General features: G+C 48.3%; 14 protein-coding genes. 11 read left to right on the top strand and 3 right to left on the bottom strand.

What is annotated here, in order from left to right; all coding sequences use genetic code 11:
• Positions 1-91: 91 nt before the first annotated feature.
• The 8 genes from CA267_RS10185 (at position 92) to CA267_RS10150 (ending at position 8,422) form a co-directional block, all read left to right on the top strand.
• Positions 92-1,114, top strand: coding sequence for a LacI family DNA-binding transcriptional regulator (locus CA267_RS10185; RefSeq protein ID WP_075607585.1), 1,023 nt, complete (start codon positions 92-94; stop codon positions 1,112-1,114).
• A gap of 117 nt (positions 1,115-1,231) precedes the next feature.
• Positions 1,232-2,734: a UxaA family hydrolase gene (locus CA267_RS10180; protein ID WP_075607586.1), complete on the top strand. Its 1,503-nt coding sequence runs from the start codon at positions 1,232-1,234 to the stop codon at positions 2,732-2,734.
• A gap of 12 nt (positions 2,735-2,746) precedes the next feature.
• Positions 2,747-4,162, top strand: a complete 1,416-nt coding sequence (uxaC, locus tag CA267_RS10175; RefSeq protein ID WP_075607587.1) for a glucuronate isomerase — start codon at positions 2,747-2,749, stop codon at positions 4,160-4,162.
• 7 nt (positions 4,163-4,169) lie between these two features.
• Entirely contained in the window at positions 4,170-5,630 is a 1,461-nt protein-coding gene (locus tag CA267_RS10170) for a mannitol dehydrogenase family protein (protein WP_075607588.1), read from the top strand.
• Positions 5,630-6,271, top strand: a complete 642-nt coding sequence (gene eda / locus CA267_RS10165; protein ID WP_075607589.1) for a bifunctional 4-hydroxy-2-oxoglutarate aldolase/2-dehydro-3-deoxy-phosphogluconate aldolase — start codon at positions 5,630-5,632, stop codon at positions 6,269-6,271. The genes CA267_RS10170 and eda overlap by 1 nt, the downstream gene beginning before the upstream one ends.
• Positions 6,268-7,188 (top strand): sugar kinase, encoded by a 921-nt coding sequence (locus CA267_RS10160; protein ID WP_075607590.1) that lies wholly within the window; start codon positions 6,268-6,270, stop codon positions 7,186-7,188. The genes eda and CA267_RS10160 overlap by 4 nt, the downstream gene beginning before the upstream one ends.
• Positions 7,185-7,550: a hypothetical protein gene (locus CA267_RS10155; RefSeq protein WP_075607591.1), complete on the top strand. Its 366-nt coding sequence runs from the start codon at positions 7,185-7,187 to the stop codon at positions 7,548-7,550. The genes CA267_RS10160 and CA267_RS10155 overlap by 4 nt, the downstream gene beginning before the upstream one ends.
• Positions 7,547-8,422 carry a hypothetical protein gene (locus CA267_RS10150; protein ID WP_075607592.1) on the top strand — a complete coding sequence of 292 codons (876 nt, stop codon included), beginning with the start codon at positions 7,547-7,549 and terminating at the stop codon, positions 8,420-8,422. The genes CA267_RS10155 and CA267_RS10150 overlap by 4 nt, the downstream gene beginning before the upstream one ends.
• A gap of 28 nt (positions 8,423-8,450) precedes the next feature.
• Here the strand turns inward: CA267_RS10150 and CA267_RS10145 are convergent, their stop codons facing one another.
• The 3 genes from CA267_RS10145 to CA267_RS10135 all read right to left on the bottom strand — a co-directional run bounded on the left by CA267_RS10145 (position 8,451) and on the right by CA267_RS10135 (position 12,871).
• Positions 8,451-9,257, bottom strand: a complete 807-nt coding sequence (locus CA267_RS10145; RefSeq protein ID WP_075607593.1) for a rhamnogalacturonan acetylesterase — start codon at positions 9,255-9,257, stop codon at positions 8,451-8,453.
• Positions 9,254-10,036, bottom strand: coding sequence for a rhamnogalacturonan acetylesterase (locus CA267_RS10140; RefSeq protein WP_232367537.1), 783 nt, complete (start codon positions 10,034-10,036; stop codon positions 9,254-9,256). The genes CA267_RS10145 and CA267_RS10140 overlap by 4 nt, the downstream gene beginning before the upstream one ends.
• Positions 10,037-10,135: 99 nt before the next feature.
• A complete protein-coding gene (locus CA267_RS10135) occupies positions 10,136-12,871 on the bottom strand; it encodes a TonB-dependent receptor (RefSeq protein ID WP_075607595.1) in 2,736 nt (911 codons plus the stop codon).
• A gap of 460 nt (positions 12,872-13,331) precedes the next feature.
• Here CA267_RS10135 and CA267_RS10130 point away from each other — a divergent pair, with 460 nt between their 5' ends.
• The 3 genes from CA267_RS10130 to CA267_RS10120 are packed head-to-tail and all read left to right on the top strand — an operon-like array spanning position 13,332 to position 17,185.
• A complete protein-coding gene (locus CA267_RS10130; protein ID WP_083638218.1) occupies positions 13,332-14,534 on the top strand; it encodes a glycoside hydrolase family 88/105 protein in 1,203 nt (400 codons plus the stop codon).
• Positions 14,531-16,201: a glycoside hydrolase family 43 protein gene (locus CA267_RS10125; RefSeq protein WP_075607596.1), complete on the top strand. Its 1,671-nt coding sequence runs from the start codon at positions 14,531-14,533 to the stop codon at positions 16,199-16,201. The genes CA267_RS10130 and CA267_RS10125 overlap by 4 nt, the downstream gene beginning before the upstream one ends.
• 3 nt (positions 16,202-16,204) lie before the next feature.
• Positions 16,205-17,185 carry an alpha/beta hydrolase gene (locus CA267_RS10120; protein ID WP_075607597.1) on the top strand — a complete coding sequence of 327 codons (981 nt, stop codon included), beginning with the start codon at positions 16,205-16,207 and terminating at the stop codon, positions 17,183-17,185.

Genomic DNA, 17,185 nt, shown 5'->3' with positions numbered 1-17,185 from the left:
CTCAGGTGAAGGGATACACTTGTCAACAGACAGAAGTTCGCGCTTGTAATGTAAGCAGTCATACAGGCCAATAATAATAAGTGAAAAGTCAATGGACAAACGACCTACAATTAATGATGTTGCGAGAATTTCAGGCGTCTCGAAACGCACCGTTTCGCGGGTGATCAACGGCGCGACGAATGTTGGTGTCGCCACCCGCGAAAAAATTCAGAAGGTCATTGATGATCTTGGCTTTTCACCTGACAAACAGGCTCGCGGGTTAGCCGCCAGCCGTTCCTATTTACTGGGTTTGATTTATGACAACCCAGACGCCCTCTATATCGACCAGGTGCAACGGGGGGTGCTGAGCGTGTGTTCCGAACGCGGCTACGAACTGGTCGTTCATCCGTGTAACTACGACACAGAGAACTTTATTGATAATTGCGTACACTTTGTTAAACGTTCCAATATTGATGGTGTCATTATTCTGCCACCGGTATCTGAATCAAAAAAACTGGCGGCTGCGTTACGAGACAGAAACATCAATTACGTACGCATGGCCTCGGTAGACTTAGATGACCACGCGAATATCGTGGTATCGGATGACCGCGCGGCGTTAAGCGATTTGGCGCGCTATTTGGTGTCGCTGGGTCATCGGGATATCGGCATTATCAGCGGCCCCAAACACTATTATTCAGCGATTGAGCGGTTGGAAGGTTTTTGCCACACGCTGAAAGAATTAGGTGTAGATGTGGCTGAAAACCGCATTATTGAAGGCAAAAACACCTACGAAAGCGGTATCGAATGTGCGCGTTCGTTGTTAATTCAGTCACCGCCGCCGCAGGTTATTTTTGCCAATAATGATGAAATGGCAGCAGGCGTGCTTAAGGTCGCCCATGAGATGGGAGTCGCTGTGCCTGAATCTTTGTCTGTCGCAGGGTTCGATGATAACTTGCTGGCTACGCGGGTTATCCCTTCATTAACTACGGTACAACGGCCAGTCGTGGCAATGGCAGCGCTGGCAGCCAAGAAAATTATTGCGTTAATTGAACATTATCAGACAGAGCACCAGGATACTTACCTGGTGAAGCCGCATTTAATTATTCGCGAATCAACGAGAAAAGCGCAAAAGTAAGGGAACATGTATTGATCGCATTTCCGTTATGCCTTATCATGCCACCGGTGGCATTAATGTAAAATAACTGTTTTTATCGTTTATAGTTTAAAACAGGTATCAACCAGGCAGGTAGTTATGCAAGAGCTGACACAAGAGCAAACGAAAGTTATTCAAGTTCATCCCAATGACAATGTGGGCGTGAGTACATTGGCGCTTGAGGCGGGCACTACCATTGAAAGCCTGGGAGTTACGCTGTTATCTGAAATTCCTGCCGGACATAAAATCGCCCTGACGGATCTTGCCCAGGGTGACAAGGTAGTGAAATATGGTTTTCCTATTGGTTACGTTACTGAAGCGGTAAAAGCTGGTGAGCACATCCACAGTCATAATTTAAAAACCTTATTAAGCGGGCAGGAAGAGTACGTGTATGCGCCGCAGAAGCAGGATGCGTTACAAAACCCACCTTCAGATCAAGCCAGTTTTATGGGTTATCGCCGGGAAAACGGGACAGTCGGAATTCGCAACCAGGTTTGGATCATTAATACCGTCGGCTGTGTTAACCGTACCGCTGAGCGAATTGCTTCAGAATGCGAACGACGGTTTTCCAAAGAATGCGATGGTTTTCGTGCCTTCACCCACCCTTTTGGCTGTTCGCAGCTAGGGGATGATCTAAACGACACCCGCGCTATCCTTGCAGCGCTGGCTTCCCACCCTAATGCGGGAGCCGTACTCATTGTGGGATTAGGCTGCGAAAACAATCAGCTATCCAGTATGTTGGAATCAGTGGACAAGCCCGCTAACCGCATTCGATATTTTAACTCGCAAGATGTTGTCGATGAAATTGAAGAAGGCATCAGCATGGTTCACGAGATGCTTGATGTGCTATCGACGGACAAACGCGAGCCCATTCCTGCCAGCGAATTAGTGTTGGGTATGAAGTGCGGTGGCAGCGACGCATTCAGCGGTATTACCGCTAATCCGTTGGTGGGTCGTATGACTGATCTCATTACCCAATCTGGTGGCACCGCCATTCTTACCGAAACTCCGGAAATGTTTGGCGCTGAACAACTGCTGATGAACCGCGCTATAAACGAAGACGTATTTAAAGGCATAGTGAAGCTGGTTAACGACTTCAAACAGTATTTTCTCGACCATAAGCAGCCTGTTTACGAAAATCCTTCTCCTGGCAATAAGGCCGGCGGCTTGACTACACTGGAAGAGAAATCTCTTGGTGCCGTACAAAAAGGCGGTCAGGCCACGGTTACCAGTGTGCTGCAATACGGGCAACCCGTCAGCACCAAAGGGCTGTCTCTTTTACAAGCACCAGGCAACGATGCAGTCAGCGCCACCGCGTTAGCGGCCAGCGGCGCACATATCGTGTTATTCACCACCGGGCGTGGTACACCGCTCGGGTTCCCTGTACCCACAATTAAAATATCGTCAAATCCTAGGATCGCAAAACAAAAACCACACTGGATTGACTTCAATGCGGGACAAGTGCTGCAAGGCGTTGATATTGACGACTGCGCAGCGCAACTGTACCAGTTATGCTTAAGTACGGCGTCAGGTCAGCTGACCTGTAATGAAAAAAACGGTAGTCACGAGATAGCCATCTGGAAGCGTGGCGTAACCTTATAAGTAGAGAGTGATATGAGACCAATCTTGTTACACGAAGACAGACTTTTTCCTGTCGATGAAAAAACGCGCAGCATTGCTCGGGCTTTATATCAGTCTGTCCGTGATTTGCCAATCATCAGCCCTCATGGACACACCGATCCCAGCTGGTTTGCTAAGGATAGCAACTTTGGTAATGCCACCGAGCTGTTGATAAAACCCGATCATTATGTATTCAGAATGTTGTACAGCCAGGGCGTGCCTTTAGAAAGTCTGGGTATACCGCGCTGGGATGGCGGTGAATCTGAAACCGACCCCCGCAAAATCTGGCAACTACTGGCCGATCATTATTATCTTTTTGCGGCAACGCCCTCCAGAATGTGGCTCGACACTGTCTTTCACAATGTATTTGGCATGACGGACATGTTGTGTAGCGACAATGCCATGGAATATTACGACCATATCACCACCGAACTGGCCAAGCCTGAATACAAGCCTCGCGCGCTGATGGACCGGTTTAATATTGAAGTTATTGCCACTACTGAGGGAGCGTTGGATAGCTTGCCTCATCATAGCGCGATAAAAGGCACCGGTTGGGATAAGCGGGTAATTACCACCTTTCGTCCCGACGACGTGGTTGATGCCTCACGGGAAGATTTTGTTGCCAATATTGGCAAATTAGGTGAGATGACCGGTGAGGATTCCCACTCCTGGGCAGGTTACCTTAATGCGCTGCGTAAACGTCGGGAAGTATTCCGCGATCACGGCGCAACTGCCACCGATCATGGTCATCCTACTGCGGCGACCGCCGATTTAGCTTTGCAGGATTGTCAGGCCTTATTTGACCGTGTGTTAACCGGTAAATCCAGTGCGCAGGATCAAGAGCTTTTCCGCGCACAAATGCTGACTGAACTCGCCGGAATGAGTGTGGAAGACGGCATGGTAATGCAAATACATCCCGGTTCATTCCGTAATCATAACGAAGCACTATTTAAAAAGTTTGGCCGGGATAAAGGGCATGATATCCCAATGCAGACGGACTACGTGAAATCACTGCAACCTTTGCTCAATAAGTATGGCAACGATCCGCGCCTGAACATTATTCTATTTACGCTGGACGAAACCGTCTATGCCCGCGAATTAGCACCGCTGGCGGGGCATTATCCAAGCTTGAAGCTTGGTCCTGCCTGGTGGTTCCATGATAGCCCGGAAGGCATGCTGCGTTTTCGTCATCAGGTAACCGAAACTGCCGGGTTCTATAACACAGTGGGTTTCAACGACGATACTCGAGCATTCTTATCTATTCCTGCTCGCCATGATGTGGCTCGCCGCATTGATTGTCGTTTTCTGGCCCAGTTAGTGGTAGAGCATCGGGTAAGTGAATCTGAAGCCGCTGAGCTGGCTGTTCAGCTTTCTTACAAACTCGCCAAAAAGGCTTATAAACTGGGATAGGTGACGTATGGCAAGACTCAACGTGCAGACATTGGCGCAGCTCCCTGACTCTGTTAAAAAGCCTGCTTACGATTTAAAAACCACCGGCTGCGGTATCGTGCATATCGGCCCCGGCGCCTTTCATCGCGCTCATCAGGCGGTCTATACAGATCTCGCCATGGCACATGGGGGAGACTGGCGCATTCAGGCGGTGTCCATGCGCAGCCGCGATTTGCAGGAAAAACTTACCGAACAGGATAATCTATATGCGTTGGCAGTGCTGGATCACCAGCCTTACACGCAGATTGTGGGTGCATTAAAAAATGTGTTTGTGCTTGCCACTGATCGCGCAGCCATTATGGAAGCGCTTGGCATTGCAAACACTCACATCATCACCCTGACTATCACTGAAAAAGGTTATTGCCTGAATAATCAAGGAGAGCTGGATACTTCCCACCCTGATATTCGGCACGACCTGGAATTTGTGCAAGAGCCAGTTTCCGCCATTGGATTGTTAGTCGCCGCACTGAGTCAGCGTAAAAAGGAAGCGCACTGCAAACTGACTATCATCAGCTGCGACAACTTGTCTGATAACGGCACTAAACTAGGGGCTGCAGTTAAAGCCTTTGCCAGTTTACTTGATGCTAATCTGGCTGACTGGATTGAGCAAAATATCTGTTTTCCTAACACCATGGTAGACAGCATTACGCCCGCAACAGACAGCGAGTTAATCGAACGTACAGAAGCCGAATTAGGCGTGCACGATGCGTGGCCGATTCAACGGGAAGCCTTCAGCCAGTGGGTAATAGAAGATAAATTTAGCGGCCCTCGCCCTGCCTGGGAAAAGGTAGGCGTAACATTTACCGATGATGTACATGTTTTTGAAAAAGCGAAGTTGCGAATATTAAACGGCACTCACTCCACGTTGGCTTATATTGGCTCTTTATGCGGTTTAGACACGGTTTATGCGGCAATAAACGAACCGGCACTGGAGCAGTTTATCCGCCGTTTATTAACGAAGGAAATTCTGCCCACCATTGACGCAGGGGATAAACTCGATGTCAGTGCCTATGCTGATGAAATTATTCAGCGTTACCATAACCCTCATATTCGTCACATGCTCGCGCAGATTGCGTGGGACGGATCGCAGAAACTGCCTTTTAGAATCTTAAATACCATTCGCGATAGATTAACAGCAAAAGGCGCGATTTTGCACCTCTGTGCACCTGTCGCTGCATGGATCCTGTTTATTGCTCAACGTCAGCAGTCTGGCGAAAAACTCACCGACCCCAATGCAGAAAAATTGCTTGCACTGGCGGCAGAGCATCAACATAACGTAACTGATTTTGCAGACGCCATTTTGAACCTGCAGGAAGTGTTCGCAGAACTTTCTGACAATCGACAGTTTCGCGATACTGTTCATGCACAACTTGCCACACTGAAGAAACTTGATAAAAGCAATCCGGCGGATTGCCTGGGAGCATTGTAATGTACGGAATACGCAATCTTCTTAAGGGCGCACCGATTTTACCTATTGTGCAGGCCGATACTGTCGAGCAGGCGCTTGCCGTCGCTGAAGCAGTCAAGAACAGTGGGCTTAAAAATATAGAAGTGGTCAGACGCACAGCCGTTGCTGCAGACGCTGTCACCGCGATTCGTCAGAAATTTCCCGAACTGGTTGTGGGCATGGGGACCATTTTAACAACGTCTCAGATTGCCGAAGCCAAAGCCGCCGGCAGTCAGTTCATTGTTACGCCTACTGTCAGCCCCACGCTTTTGCAGGCGCTGGTAGAAGCTGAGTTACCTTTTATTCCCGGCACCGCGAATGCCGCGGATATTTTGATGGCCGCCGAATTCGGCGTAAAAGAGCTGAAGTTCTTTCCCGCTCACCTTAATGGTGGCGCACCTATGTTAAAAGCGCTTAGCAGTATCTTTCAGAATATCGTGTTTTGCCCTACTGGCGGAGTGACGCAGCAGAACATGACAGAATACCTTGCCCTGCCCAATGTATTTGCCGTAGGAGGCTCGTGGATGCTGCCCACGGAAATGGTTAAAGCGGGTAACTGGCAAGGCCTTACCGATTTATGCGCGCAGGCGTTAAGTGCATTTGATAATGAGGCCGCAGCATGAAAAAAATGGTGATATTTGGCGAATGCATGGTGGAGCTGGTAAACCGCGACCAGGAGAATCTGGCAAAAAGCTTCGCCGGTGACACCTACAACACTGCTGTTTATCTAAAACGTTGCGCAAAAAATATTTCCGTACAGTATTTTACCGCTATTGGCGCAGACTTTTTAAGTGACGAGTTTCTTTTTCGTATGGGCGAAGAAGAAATCGGCACCGACTACGTTTATCGCTGCAGAGCACGCAATTTAGGCTTGTATATGGTGCGCACAGACAAGCATGGCGAACGGACCTTCGCTTACTGGCGTAATGGCTCTGCCGCCACACAAACCCTGAATACCATGACCGGTAAGCTCGTTGATGTAGATATGTTCTATTTCAGCGGAATTTCACTGGCGATTCTGGACGATGCCCAACGGGAAAAGCTATTTGTTATTCTGGATGAATTAAAGTCCCAAGGTTGCCGCATCGTTTTCGATCCAAATTATCGGGAGCGTTTGTGGATGAACCCTGAAGAAGCGCGCAAATGGACCGATCGGGCGTACAGCATGGCGGATATCGCCTTTCCCGGCGGCGATGATCATCTAACCCTATATGGTCATACCGATACTGATGCTATTTTTGCACATTTAGCCCCCTTTGATATCGGCGAGGTTGTGGTAAAAAACGGCGCCATCGGCGTACATGTCCTTCAGGAAAACGCCCACTATATTGTTCCGGTTGAAAGGGTAGAGAAAGTTGTTGACACCACGGCTGCTGGTGATGCGTTTAACGGCGGTTATCTGGCTTCACGCTTAAGTGGTGGTAGTATTACCGACGCGGCAAGTTTCGGCGCAAAAGTCGCGGCAACAGTAATTAGTTACCCTGGTGCAATTATGACAAAAGAGGCTTTCTTCAGTCATATCGCTCCGCAGTCGGCTTGATTTCTGTCCTTGCCGCTTTTCTTACGTTGATAGTTGGGCTGGTTAGCCCAGCTATTTTGGCGGATGACAAACCTTTGGCTTTCGCCGGCGCACTCGGCTTTGGCAAGTACACCGCTGGCGGCAACAATGGCCAAACTCTGGTTGTGAATTCGCTGGCGGACCCAAAGAATATTACGCCGGGCACGCTTCGCTGGGCGGTAACCCAGTCTTACCCTCGCAATGTTCAATTTGCTGTGTCGGGCATCATCCATCTGCAAAAGCCCTTAAAATTTTCGGTGATAACCTCACGCTTGATGGTTCGACATCGCCTGGCGGCATTGTTGTTCGTGGTGCGGAAACGCAAATTAAAGCGAATCAGGTGATTATTCGATATCTGCGTTTTCGTCCGGGACAGCATAGCCCCGAAGGCGATGCCATGACTGCGCGACGTCAACACGATATTATTATCGATCACTGTTCCCTTAGCTGGGCGAATGATGAAGTGGGATCTTTTTACAATAACGAAAATTTCACTCTTCAATACAGCCTGCTTGCGGAGAGTTTACGCGACTCAGGACATTCCAAAGGGGAACACGGTTACGGTGGAATCTGGGGCGGTAAAAATGCCAGTTTTCTACGTAATATTGTTGCCAGTCACACCAGCCGAAATCCGCGTATCAACGGCTATCGGCTTGGTGCGCCTTATTCTCAGTCCGAAACGCTTGTGGATATCCGTAATAACGTGATTTTCAATTGGGGTTTCAAAAGCGTGTATGGTGCAGAAGGCGGTAAGTTTAATCTGGTTGATAATGTCTTCATTCCCGGGCCGGCTTCTACCGTAGACTGGATTTTCGAATTATGGCACCGCGAAGACATTTCCATGGGTCACGGCTATATCCACTGCAATGCGTTTGCAGGCACGTCAGATGATGCTCAAGCTGACCGTTCACGCATTACGGTGGTTGATATGGACAAAGAAAAAGCCAACGCCATACTAGACGACTTTTTGGTAAGCAAAACGTTCTACAATGAATCTGCCGCGCTCAGTTCGGATGAAGCTTATCAGCAACTGGTACAGTCTGGAGATGTGGGCGCTACCTTGCCTGTTCAGGATAGCGTAGATAAACATGTGCTGGATATGATTCGTCATCCGCAGACAATTAAAGGAGATGGCATCATTGATTCCGAGTTAGAAGTCATCTCCAGCTGGCAGGATTATGAAGCTGAATTTACTCAGCCTGTTGAGCGTAAATAATTACGCTTAACAGGCTGAGTAGCCTTCTCTAAAAGCCCCTGCCTTTCGTAAAATCGATACCTTCTATTTCCACTTCTTGAAAATAACTGCCAAACGGTTGAATGGATTTCGCTTGCGCTTCGGCAACCACCAGCTTTGCAATTTCTAATGCGCCGGCTCTTGAGAAGTGGGTGTCATCTTCAACGCCATCTGGATGTTTCGGGTGCTGCCCCGGCTTTAAATAATTAAATAACATTTTTGACTTTTCTGGCCCGTATTGTAAATACAACTGCCAGCTTGATGCCGCAAGATCAATTAATGGCGTAGCGGTTTCTTTGGCCACTTCTTTTACCAGCTCAGGATACATGCCATGCGCATCGCGAATATGGCCGTTTTTATCAAAGTAGCGGCGCATCACCGGCGTAATGAGTATGGCATTGCCTTGCTTTGCTTTTACTTCCTTAACAAACGTCAGCAGATTACTTTTATATTCCCGTGGAGAGGTGTAGCGATTTGGATAATCATAAGCCTGATCGTTATGGCCAAACTGAATTAACACCCAATCTCCCGGCTGCACTTGTTCCTGAAGCGCCTGCCAACGTTTTTCGGCTATAAAAGTGCGTGTGCTACGACCGCCTTTGGCATGGTTATCAATAGTGACGGCGTTATTTGTGTCGGCAAGGAGTTCCGGAAGAACTTGTCCCCAGCCTACCTCTGCGCTTTTTTCCGGATTTACATCCTGTACGGTAGAATCACCCGCTATCAGGATTGTTGCGGCATCCTCTTGCGCTACAACAAGCGGCGCAAACAAAAGGGCAAGAACAGCGACACAACGCCATTGGTTTATCTTTATCATAACGTTTCCCTGTAAACATAGTTCGCAAGAGGATGGTTTTGCGCCTTCAGTTCCCGCACAAATAATTGAGCAACTTTAGACGCCCCTATAACATTAAGATGCGTGTTATCAATTTTTCCTTCAGGATAACGGGTGTAAAGATCCGGCGGCACCTGCAGGAAAAATTTCTGGCTTTCTTCGTCACCGGTTTCTGCTAACAATGCACATGTTTTTTCATTTAAGGGGAAGAATGCCACGTCTTCCGCCTTTGCAACTTTTTTCGCAGCCGCCGCATACTCAAGCAATGTTCGCTCTAACTTCCCATCGCTTGAAAAATGCCGTCGACAAATGGAACTGGCGAGCATAGGAGTTGCGCCCTTAGTACGGGCTTCTTCTATATAGCGCTTCAGGAAAGCCGGATAATCTTTATCAGGTGACGCATAACGGACAGGATCTTCTTTTTTCTGATCGTTATGCCCAAATTGAATAAGCACGTAATCACCTTCCTTTATTTCCGACAACACACTGCTCCAGCGCCCTTCATCAATAAAGCTGCGTGTACTGCGGCCATTCGTAGCATAATTACGGATCTCAAGTTCAGGGGAGACAAAATGCGGCAGCAAATGCCCCCATCCACGCTCCGGATAAGCAAGGTTCGGTTTATTTGCCATGGTGGAGTCGCCCACCAAATGCAATGTGACAGGCGTCAAATCTTGCGCCTGGACGTAGGTGCAGAAAAATAAAACGACGACTATGAGCGGCTTAAACATGAGGTTATTCCTGTTTTTTAGTACGAACAAAAGCGCCTAATTAGCGGTTCATACACGCTAATTAAGCGGGAATAAAAAAGGCCATTTACAGGGACGGATAAATGGCCGAAGGGACAACACTTTCTCGCGTTACATGCGATAGCTAACACCTAAAAAGTACTGACGACCTGTAATTTGTTCAGTGACAATGCGCATCACTGACGGATCCATATATTCAGCGGTGGTTTCATCGGTAAGGTTAATTCCTTCCAGGGTTAGCTTGAGGTTTTCACTGACATTGTAACTTGCAGAGAAGTCGACATACGTTGCGCCGTCTATCTGGCGCCATTTGTCTGTATCGCTTGAACTTAGATCAGTATAAAACTCACTGCGGTACGCGGTAGAAATACGAGCACTGAAAACATCGTCTTCCCAGTACAGTGTTAGGTTTGCAGACTCATCTGACTGCCCTGTCAGTGGGCCCACGCGGCCTTCACCATAGGTCATTTCGGAATCAACAAATGTGAGATTGGCGAGTATGCCAAACTTTCGTACCCAGTCAGGTCCGGGTAAAAAGGTCAGCGGCTGCTGGTATTGAATCTCAAAACCATCAAGATCACCGCCTTCACCATTAACCGTGCGACTTACCTGAAATTCTTCATCAATTAGGTCGTCGTACTGAGAGCTCAACAAGCTATCGGGCAGACCCGTTTCAGGCCACGTCATAGTAACGGTTTCTGAAGTGGGGAGAGACTTAATATCTTTAATAAAATAGGCCAGCGATAACAATGCGCCTTCATCAAAATACCACTCAACCGCAAAGTCCGTAGCATCAGCGCGAAAAGGGTCGATATAAGGATTGCCGTAGCTCACTTTAGGGTCACCAAATATTCCAACGCTACCGCCAGGATTGAGCGTACCCAGGTTTGGTCGAGTCATTACTTTTGCCCAGCTTGCACGTAAGATTAGCTCGTCACTTAGCTCATACGCTAAGTTAACAGAGGGCAATGTGTCGGTATAATCATGTTCAACAGTGCGTATTTCAGTATTCACTATACCGGTAGAGCTGAGATCAGTTTTTACGTAACGAACTCCGGCGTTACCGCGCAAAACTCTCTCGCCGATGTCATAGTTGAAATCTGCTTGCGCAAAATACCCCATACTTTCTTCAGTAACTGAGCGCGTATCTCCTGCATAAACCTCATATGGCCAGCAACCACTTGCTATGAAGTTATCAACTTGATCAGAATTCGCCATAAAAAAAGTTTGGCCACCGTGGCTGACGACACTGCCGTCGCCAGCGGTTATTTCAGAACCGATGCCACAAGCGCTACCATCAACTTCGCCGTCATTTTGGTCAACGTCGGCTAGCGCAGCATCAGAACGAAAGCCTTCAATTTCGTACGAGTACTCTTTGTAAGTTGCACCGGCTTTTAATGTTATCGCATCATTAAAAAGATAGGATAAATCTATACGTGCATTGTCGTTGGTAGATTCTGCGTCGTAAAGACGATCACGAAATTCGGAGACTTCCCAATTCGCTGGGTCTGCGGTATCAAAGCTGTAATTTAATATCGGGTTTAACATATCAGTGAAATCGTAAGTCACTGCTGAACTGTTATCAGCGTAGTTCAGCATCTTACGCTCATCGTTGTCAGAAAAGTGCTCGTAGACTACGGTGCTTTCACGGTTTTTTAACTTTGATTTTGACGTTCCTATCAAAATATCAGCGCTCAATGTATCGGTGAAGTCATGCTCCAGATTCATACTGAACTGGGTGAAATCTGATTCCCAATCGGCGACAAAATACTCCGAACGCATGTCAACGTCGGCAATGGTGGCGGCATACATGGTGTTCTGATCATCAATTCGGTAGGCAGTAACGTTTGATTGATCAACACCTGTAGCACCGGTCCGGGCCAATGATATTGCCTCCATAAATGGCTCGTTTCTGGTGGACTGGATATTAGAGTAAAGGGCGTCGAAGGACACGGTGGTATTATCACCGGGAATAAACTGTAAGGACGCAGTTACGCCAGTGCGCTCTTGTTCGTGAGTTCTTTCAGCGTAACGAGGAAAACGAGGGTGCCATGCGTTACGTACTGCGGTAAGATCGGCTTCGGTTTCGCAAGCCGAACATGCCCCAAAATCATCAGTTTCCCATCGACCGGTGTCAACTCCTTCGTTATTAACAAACCGTTCTGAAAAAGACGCCGACATAAGAAAGCCGATGGTATTATCTTCATTAACAAAACTCGCTAAGCCTGAGACTCTGGGGTTATATTCTTCAGACTGGTCGTTGTAGGAAGCCTGACCATTGAAAGCAAATACATTTTCATTGTAGTCAAAGGGTCGAGCGGTACGAAGCCCTACCGTAGCGCCAAGAGAGCCTTCCTCTAATTCAGCAGATGTCGTCTTATAAACGCTAAGTTGATTGAAAAGCTCGGAAGCGAAAACGTTGAAGTCAAAACCGCGGCTGGTGCGCACCCCACCGGTACCTGCAGCCAGGGACTGCGCCTGCATGCCGTTAAGTTGCACGCGAGTGAATGTGGAGTTAAGCCCGCGAACGGTGATTTCCCGCCCCTCTCCGGCTTCACGACTGACCGCCACGCCGGGAATTCTCTGCAAAGCTTCAGCCAGGTTTTGATCAGGGAAATCGGCAATATCTTCAGCAAGAATAGTATCCACAGCGCCTGCAGAATGCTGCTTTAACATCAACGCTTTGGATAAGCTGTCAGCGTAGCTGTTCGCCCTTACTTCAATGACTTCTACATCCTGGTCTGTACCGGTCTTGCTCGCTTGCGCCTGAACATTGCCTGAAACCAGTATTGCTGTGGTGATAGCGATACTTAAAGGCGTTTTGGTAAATATTTTGGCAAACGTCATGAGTGTCTTCCTCACGTGGATAGGGTTTGTTTAAACATCACAGTCTTTGTGACTGTATTGTTAAGACGCAATCCGGTTGTTACCTTCCGGACAGCAGCTATAACTTTGTTAAATATTATGTCCAGCCTGAGACAGCTTCTTTTCTTCATGCGTTACATATGATTTACATCCTATTCCCTAATGCTACCGGTGGCAAATAAATTTGTACATTTTCTTTACAGTCAGTTGAAAGGACACACCGACCATTAAGGCTAACAATCCTACTAGCAGAACATACACGAGGTTTGATGGGAACGGCAAAGATATATATTTCAAAGAGTAACAGTTGAAACGGGAGCAATAATTTGCGTTTGTTAAACTTATTGTTATCGATATTACAACTTGACAACATAAACCGGTTGAGCCAACATGCTACCGGTAGCACTCAGGTTTTAATTTTGTTAATTTTCAGGAGTCGCATATGCGAAAACTACTTTCCTCGCTGCTTATGGTGGGAACAATGGCGCTTCAACCGCTCGCTCATGCCAAAGAAAACACCACGCAGACAGCGTTAGACAACACAGCGAAATGGTCAGTACGCATGGCAGAATCCGAAATGGTGCGTTTTCCCGAGGCGTGGATGATCGATTGGGATGAAGAGCCGCAGTGGGATTATGTACATGGCCTGAACTTGCTGGCGTTCTCCAGACTTTACGAAAAAACCGGCGACGAGCGCTATTTCAAATACATCAAAAATTACTATGATCGCTTCGTAAATAGTGATGGCAGCATCAAGACCTACGACATTAATAAATTTAATATCGACATGATTAATCCTGGAAAGGTGCTCCTCTTTCTCTATGATCAAACCGGCGACAGCCGCTACAAAAAAGCCGCAGACCTACTTCGCTCGCAGTTAACCGAGCATCCGCGCACCCAGGAAGGCGGTTTTTGGCACAAAAAGCGTTACCCCAACCAGATGTGGCTGGATGGCCTGTATATGGGTGCACCGTTTTATGCGGAATATTTACTTCGCTACGGCAAGCCAGATGGATTGAATGATGTGTTTACTCAATTCGAGCTCATTGAGAAGCACCTTTATGATGAAAAGACCGGCCTTCCCCGCCACGGCTGGGATGAGTCGCGGGAACAAAAATGGTCCGACAGTGAAACCGGGCTTTCGCCACATCACTGGGGCCGCGCTTTAGGGTGGTATGCCATGGCCATGGTGGACGTGCTTGACATCGCACCAGCTCACCATCCTAAGTACAACTGGTTGAAAAAGCGCTTTGAAAATCTGATTACCCAAGCAGTGAAATATCAGGATGAAACAGGTGCCTGGTATCAGGTTGTAAATTTAGCCGAGCGTAAAGGAAACTACCTGGAAGGCTCCGCTACGGCAATGCTGACCTATGCAATCGCCCGCGGCGTCAATCTACATGTGTTGCCAGAATCATTTCGCTCTCACGCCGAAAAAGGCTTTGCTGGCATGCTCGATCAGATGATTTCGGTAGACCCTGCCAACAATGTAATAAGCTTAAACCAAATTTGCGCGGTAGCCGGTCTTGGCGGCAACCCTTATCGTGACGGTTCATTTGAATACTATATCGGCGAACCCGTTCGCGCCAATGATGCCAAAGGCGTAGGCCCGTTCATCCTGGCGGCGCTGGAGCTACAAAAATGATAGTCGTGCAGAAACGGTTGTCGATGCTCGCTTTATTGGCCCCATTAATACTGGGGTGCCAACAGGGGAATCAAACGACTACAACCGCTGCTGTTGCCGTTACCGATAAACGTTTATGGGTATCGGATATGAGTAACGGTGAGTATCGCAACCCTGTTCTGCACCTGGACTATTCGGATCCTGACGTTGTTGCCGTTGACGGCAATTACTATATGACGGCATCCAGCTTTAATACCGCGCCAGGTCTGCCTGTTTTACATTCGACAGACTTGGTCAACTGGAAGCTGATTAATTATGCTCTTCCTAAGCAGGTTCCTCTGGATCATTTTGCTACCCCTCGTCACGGCGAAGGGGTATGGGCACCCAATATTCGTTTCCACGATGATAAATTCTGGATTTTCTATCCCGATCCGGATTTCGGCATTTATGTGACCACCGCTACCGACCCAGCCGGGCAGTGGTCGGCGCCAAAACTCATTCTGCCGGGTCAAGGTCTGATCGATCCCACACCATTGTGGGACGATGACGGTAAGGCGTATTTGCTTCATGCCTGGGCGAAAAGCCGCGCAGGCTTTAATAACGTTTTAAGCTTACGGGAAATGGCACCAGATACCGGTTGGGTGAGTGAAGATTACACCAATGTGGTAGATGGGAATAAGCTGCCAGGCTATCGCACAATAGAAGGGCCCAAGTTTTACAAGCGCAATGGCTATTATTATATTTTTGCGCCCGCTGGTGGTGTAGAAACGGGCTGGCAAACCGTATTTCGCGCCAAAGCCATCTCCGGCCCCTACGAAGCTCGCGTTGTTATGGATCAAGGAAATACGCTTATCAACGGCCCCCATCAAGGTGCGTGGGTGCATACCGATGAAAACGAAGACTGGTTTATTCATTTTCAGTCCCGCAAAGCCTATGGACGCATTGTTCACCTGCAACCTCTCACCTGGCAGAGCGACTGGCCAGTCATTGGCGTCGACGAGGATGGCGATGGCGTGGGTGAACCCGTCTACACTCACACTAAGCCGAAAACCGACAAGCCGGGAGTCATTGCGCCACAACCCACTACCGATGAATTTAATGGCAAAGAGCTTGGTATTCAGTGGCAATGGAATGCGAACAGTAATGACAGTTGGTATCGCATGGACGAAAGCCGGGGCGTGCTGCGGTTATTAGGGCAACCGAAGGTAGAAAAAACCGGCGACAATCTTTGGATGACACCATCACTACTGCTGCAAAAGCTTCCCGCTCCTACCTTTGAAGTGCGTACCAAATTTAATTTAGCTAGCTCCAGTAAAAACGCCGAAGGGGGTTTGCTGATGTTTGGTGAGGATTACGCATATGTGGGGATTAAACCCATTGATGGACAAACTCACCTTGTGTATGGCCACTGCGGTGGTGCCAGAACCGGATGCGATGAGTCTATTGAGGATTATGGCCCAATAAAAAGCGAAAGCGTGGAACTACGCTACATCGTCGCCAGTGATGCATCGGTCATTTTCAGCTATCGCACCGATGCCAATTCCCGCTTTACGGTGGTGGGCGAACAGTTTAGCGCCGTGCGAGGGCGCTGGGTAGGAGCCAAAGTCGGCTTGTTCAGTCTGGCTGATGATACAGCCGCGCACATTGATGTGGATTACCTTCGATTTCTTCCGCAGCAAAGGAAATAACCGATGTCATTCTCCTCATCGTTACCCATCGCTATATGTTTATCTGCTTTGTTAACGGCATCGACAGTGGCTAAAGACTTTACTGTTGATGACAGCTATTCGGTATCGCAGCGTTACTATAACAACATCGAAAGCCACCCGGAACTTGTCTGGCCTACGCTGAATTTTGAGCAAGGGCAGCAGGTAATGTTCGACCGCCGCTATAAAGTTGCGAACGATCGGGAACTGCATCTGGATATCTTTTTGCCTGCCAAAGCCAAACCCAGCAAGCAAGCAGTGATGCTTATTCATGGCGGCGGCTGGCGCTCAGGCAATAAATCCCATTTTTATACACTGGCAAACCTGCTGGCGCAACGGGGCTATGTAGTAATTACGCCAGAATACCGCCTGTCGGTAGAAGCGCCTTATCCGGCAGGATTGGTAGACATAAACGACGCTCTTGTCTGGGTGAAGGAAAACGCCCAGCAATTCAATATTGCCCCTGATAGTATTGCCTTAGGCGGTGGGTCTTCTGGCGGGCACATGGCGGGTTTGCTGGGGAACACAGCGAACCAAACCTGGTTTAAAGGCAGTGAGTCTGATGCAGATACCCGCGTAAACGCGGTGATCGACCTGGACGGCGTGCTGGATTTTACCCATCCACTGGCCATTGCCAATGAGAACAAAAACAAAGAGAAGTCTGCTGCTGGCCTGTGGTTTGGAGGCGCTATGGAAGATACGCTGGAGAAATGGGAACAAGCTTCCACCGCCAAACATATTCATCAGCAGTCGCCGCCCATGCTGATTATCAGCAGCGGCCAAATGCGGTTCACCGCCGGCAAAGACACAGTGTTAGAAAAATTAGATCGTTTTGGCATTATCAATCAATACTTCCAGTATGAAGACAACATTCACACTTACTGGCTATTCGACCCTTATGTTACCGAAACCGCGGATAGAATAGACGCTTTCCTTACCCGGATTGCGCAACAAGAGAAGGAATAA

It is taken from the genome of Alteromonas pelagimontana (assembly GCF_002499975.2).
GTDB lineage: Bacteria > Pseudomonadota > Gammaproteobacteria > Enterobacterales > Alteromonadaceae > Alteromonas > Alteromonas pelagimontana.
The sequence above is the reverse complement of the archived record's forward strand: the minus strand, read 5'-3'. Positions and strand labels throughout refer to the sequence as shown.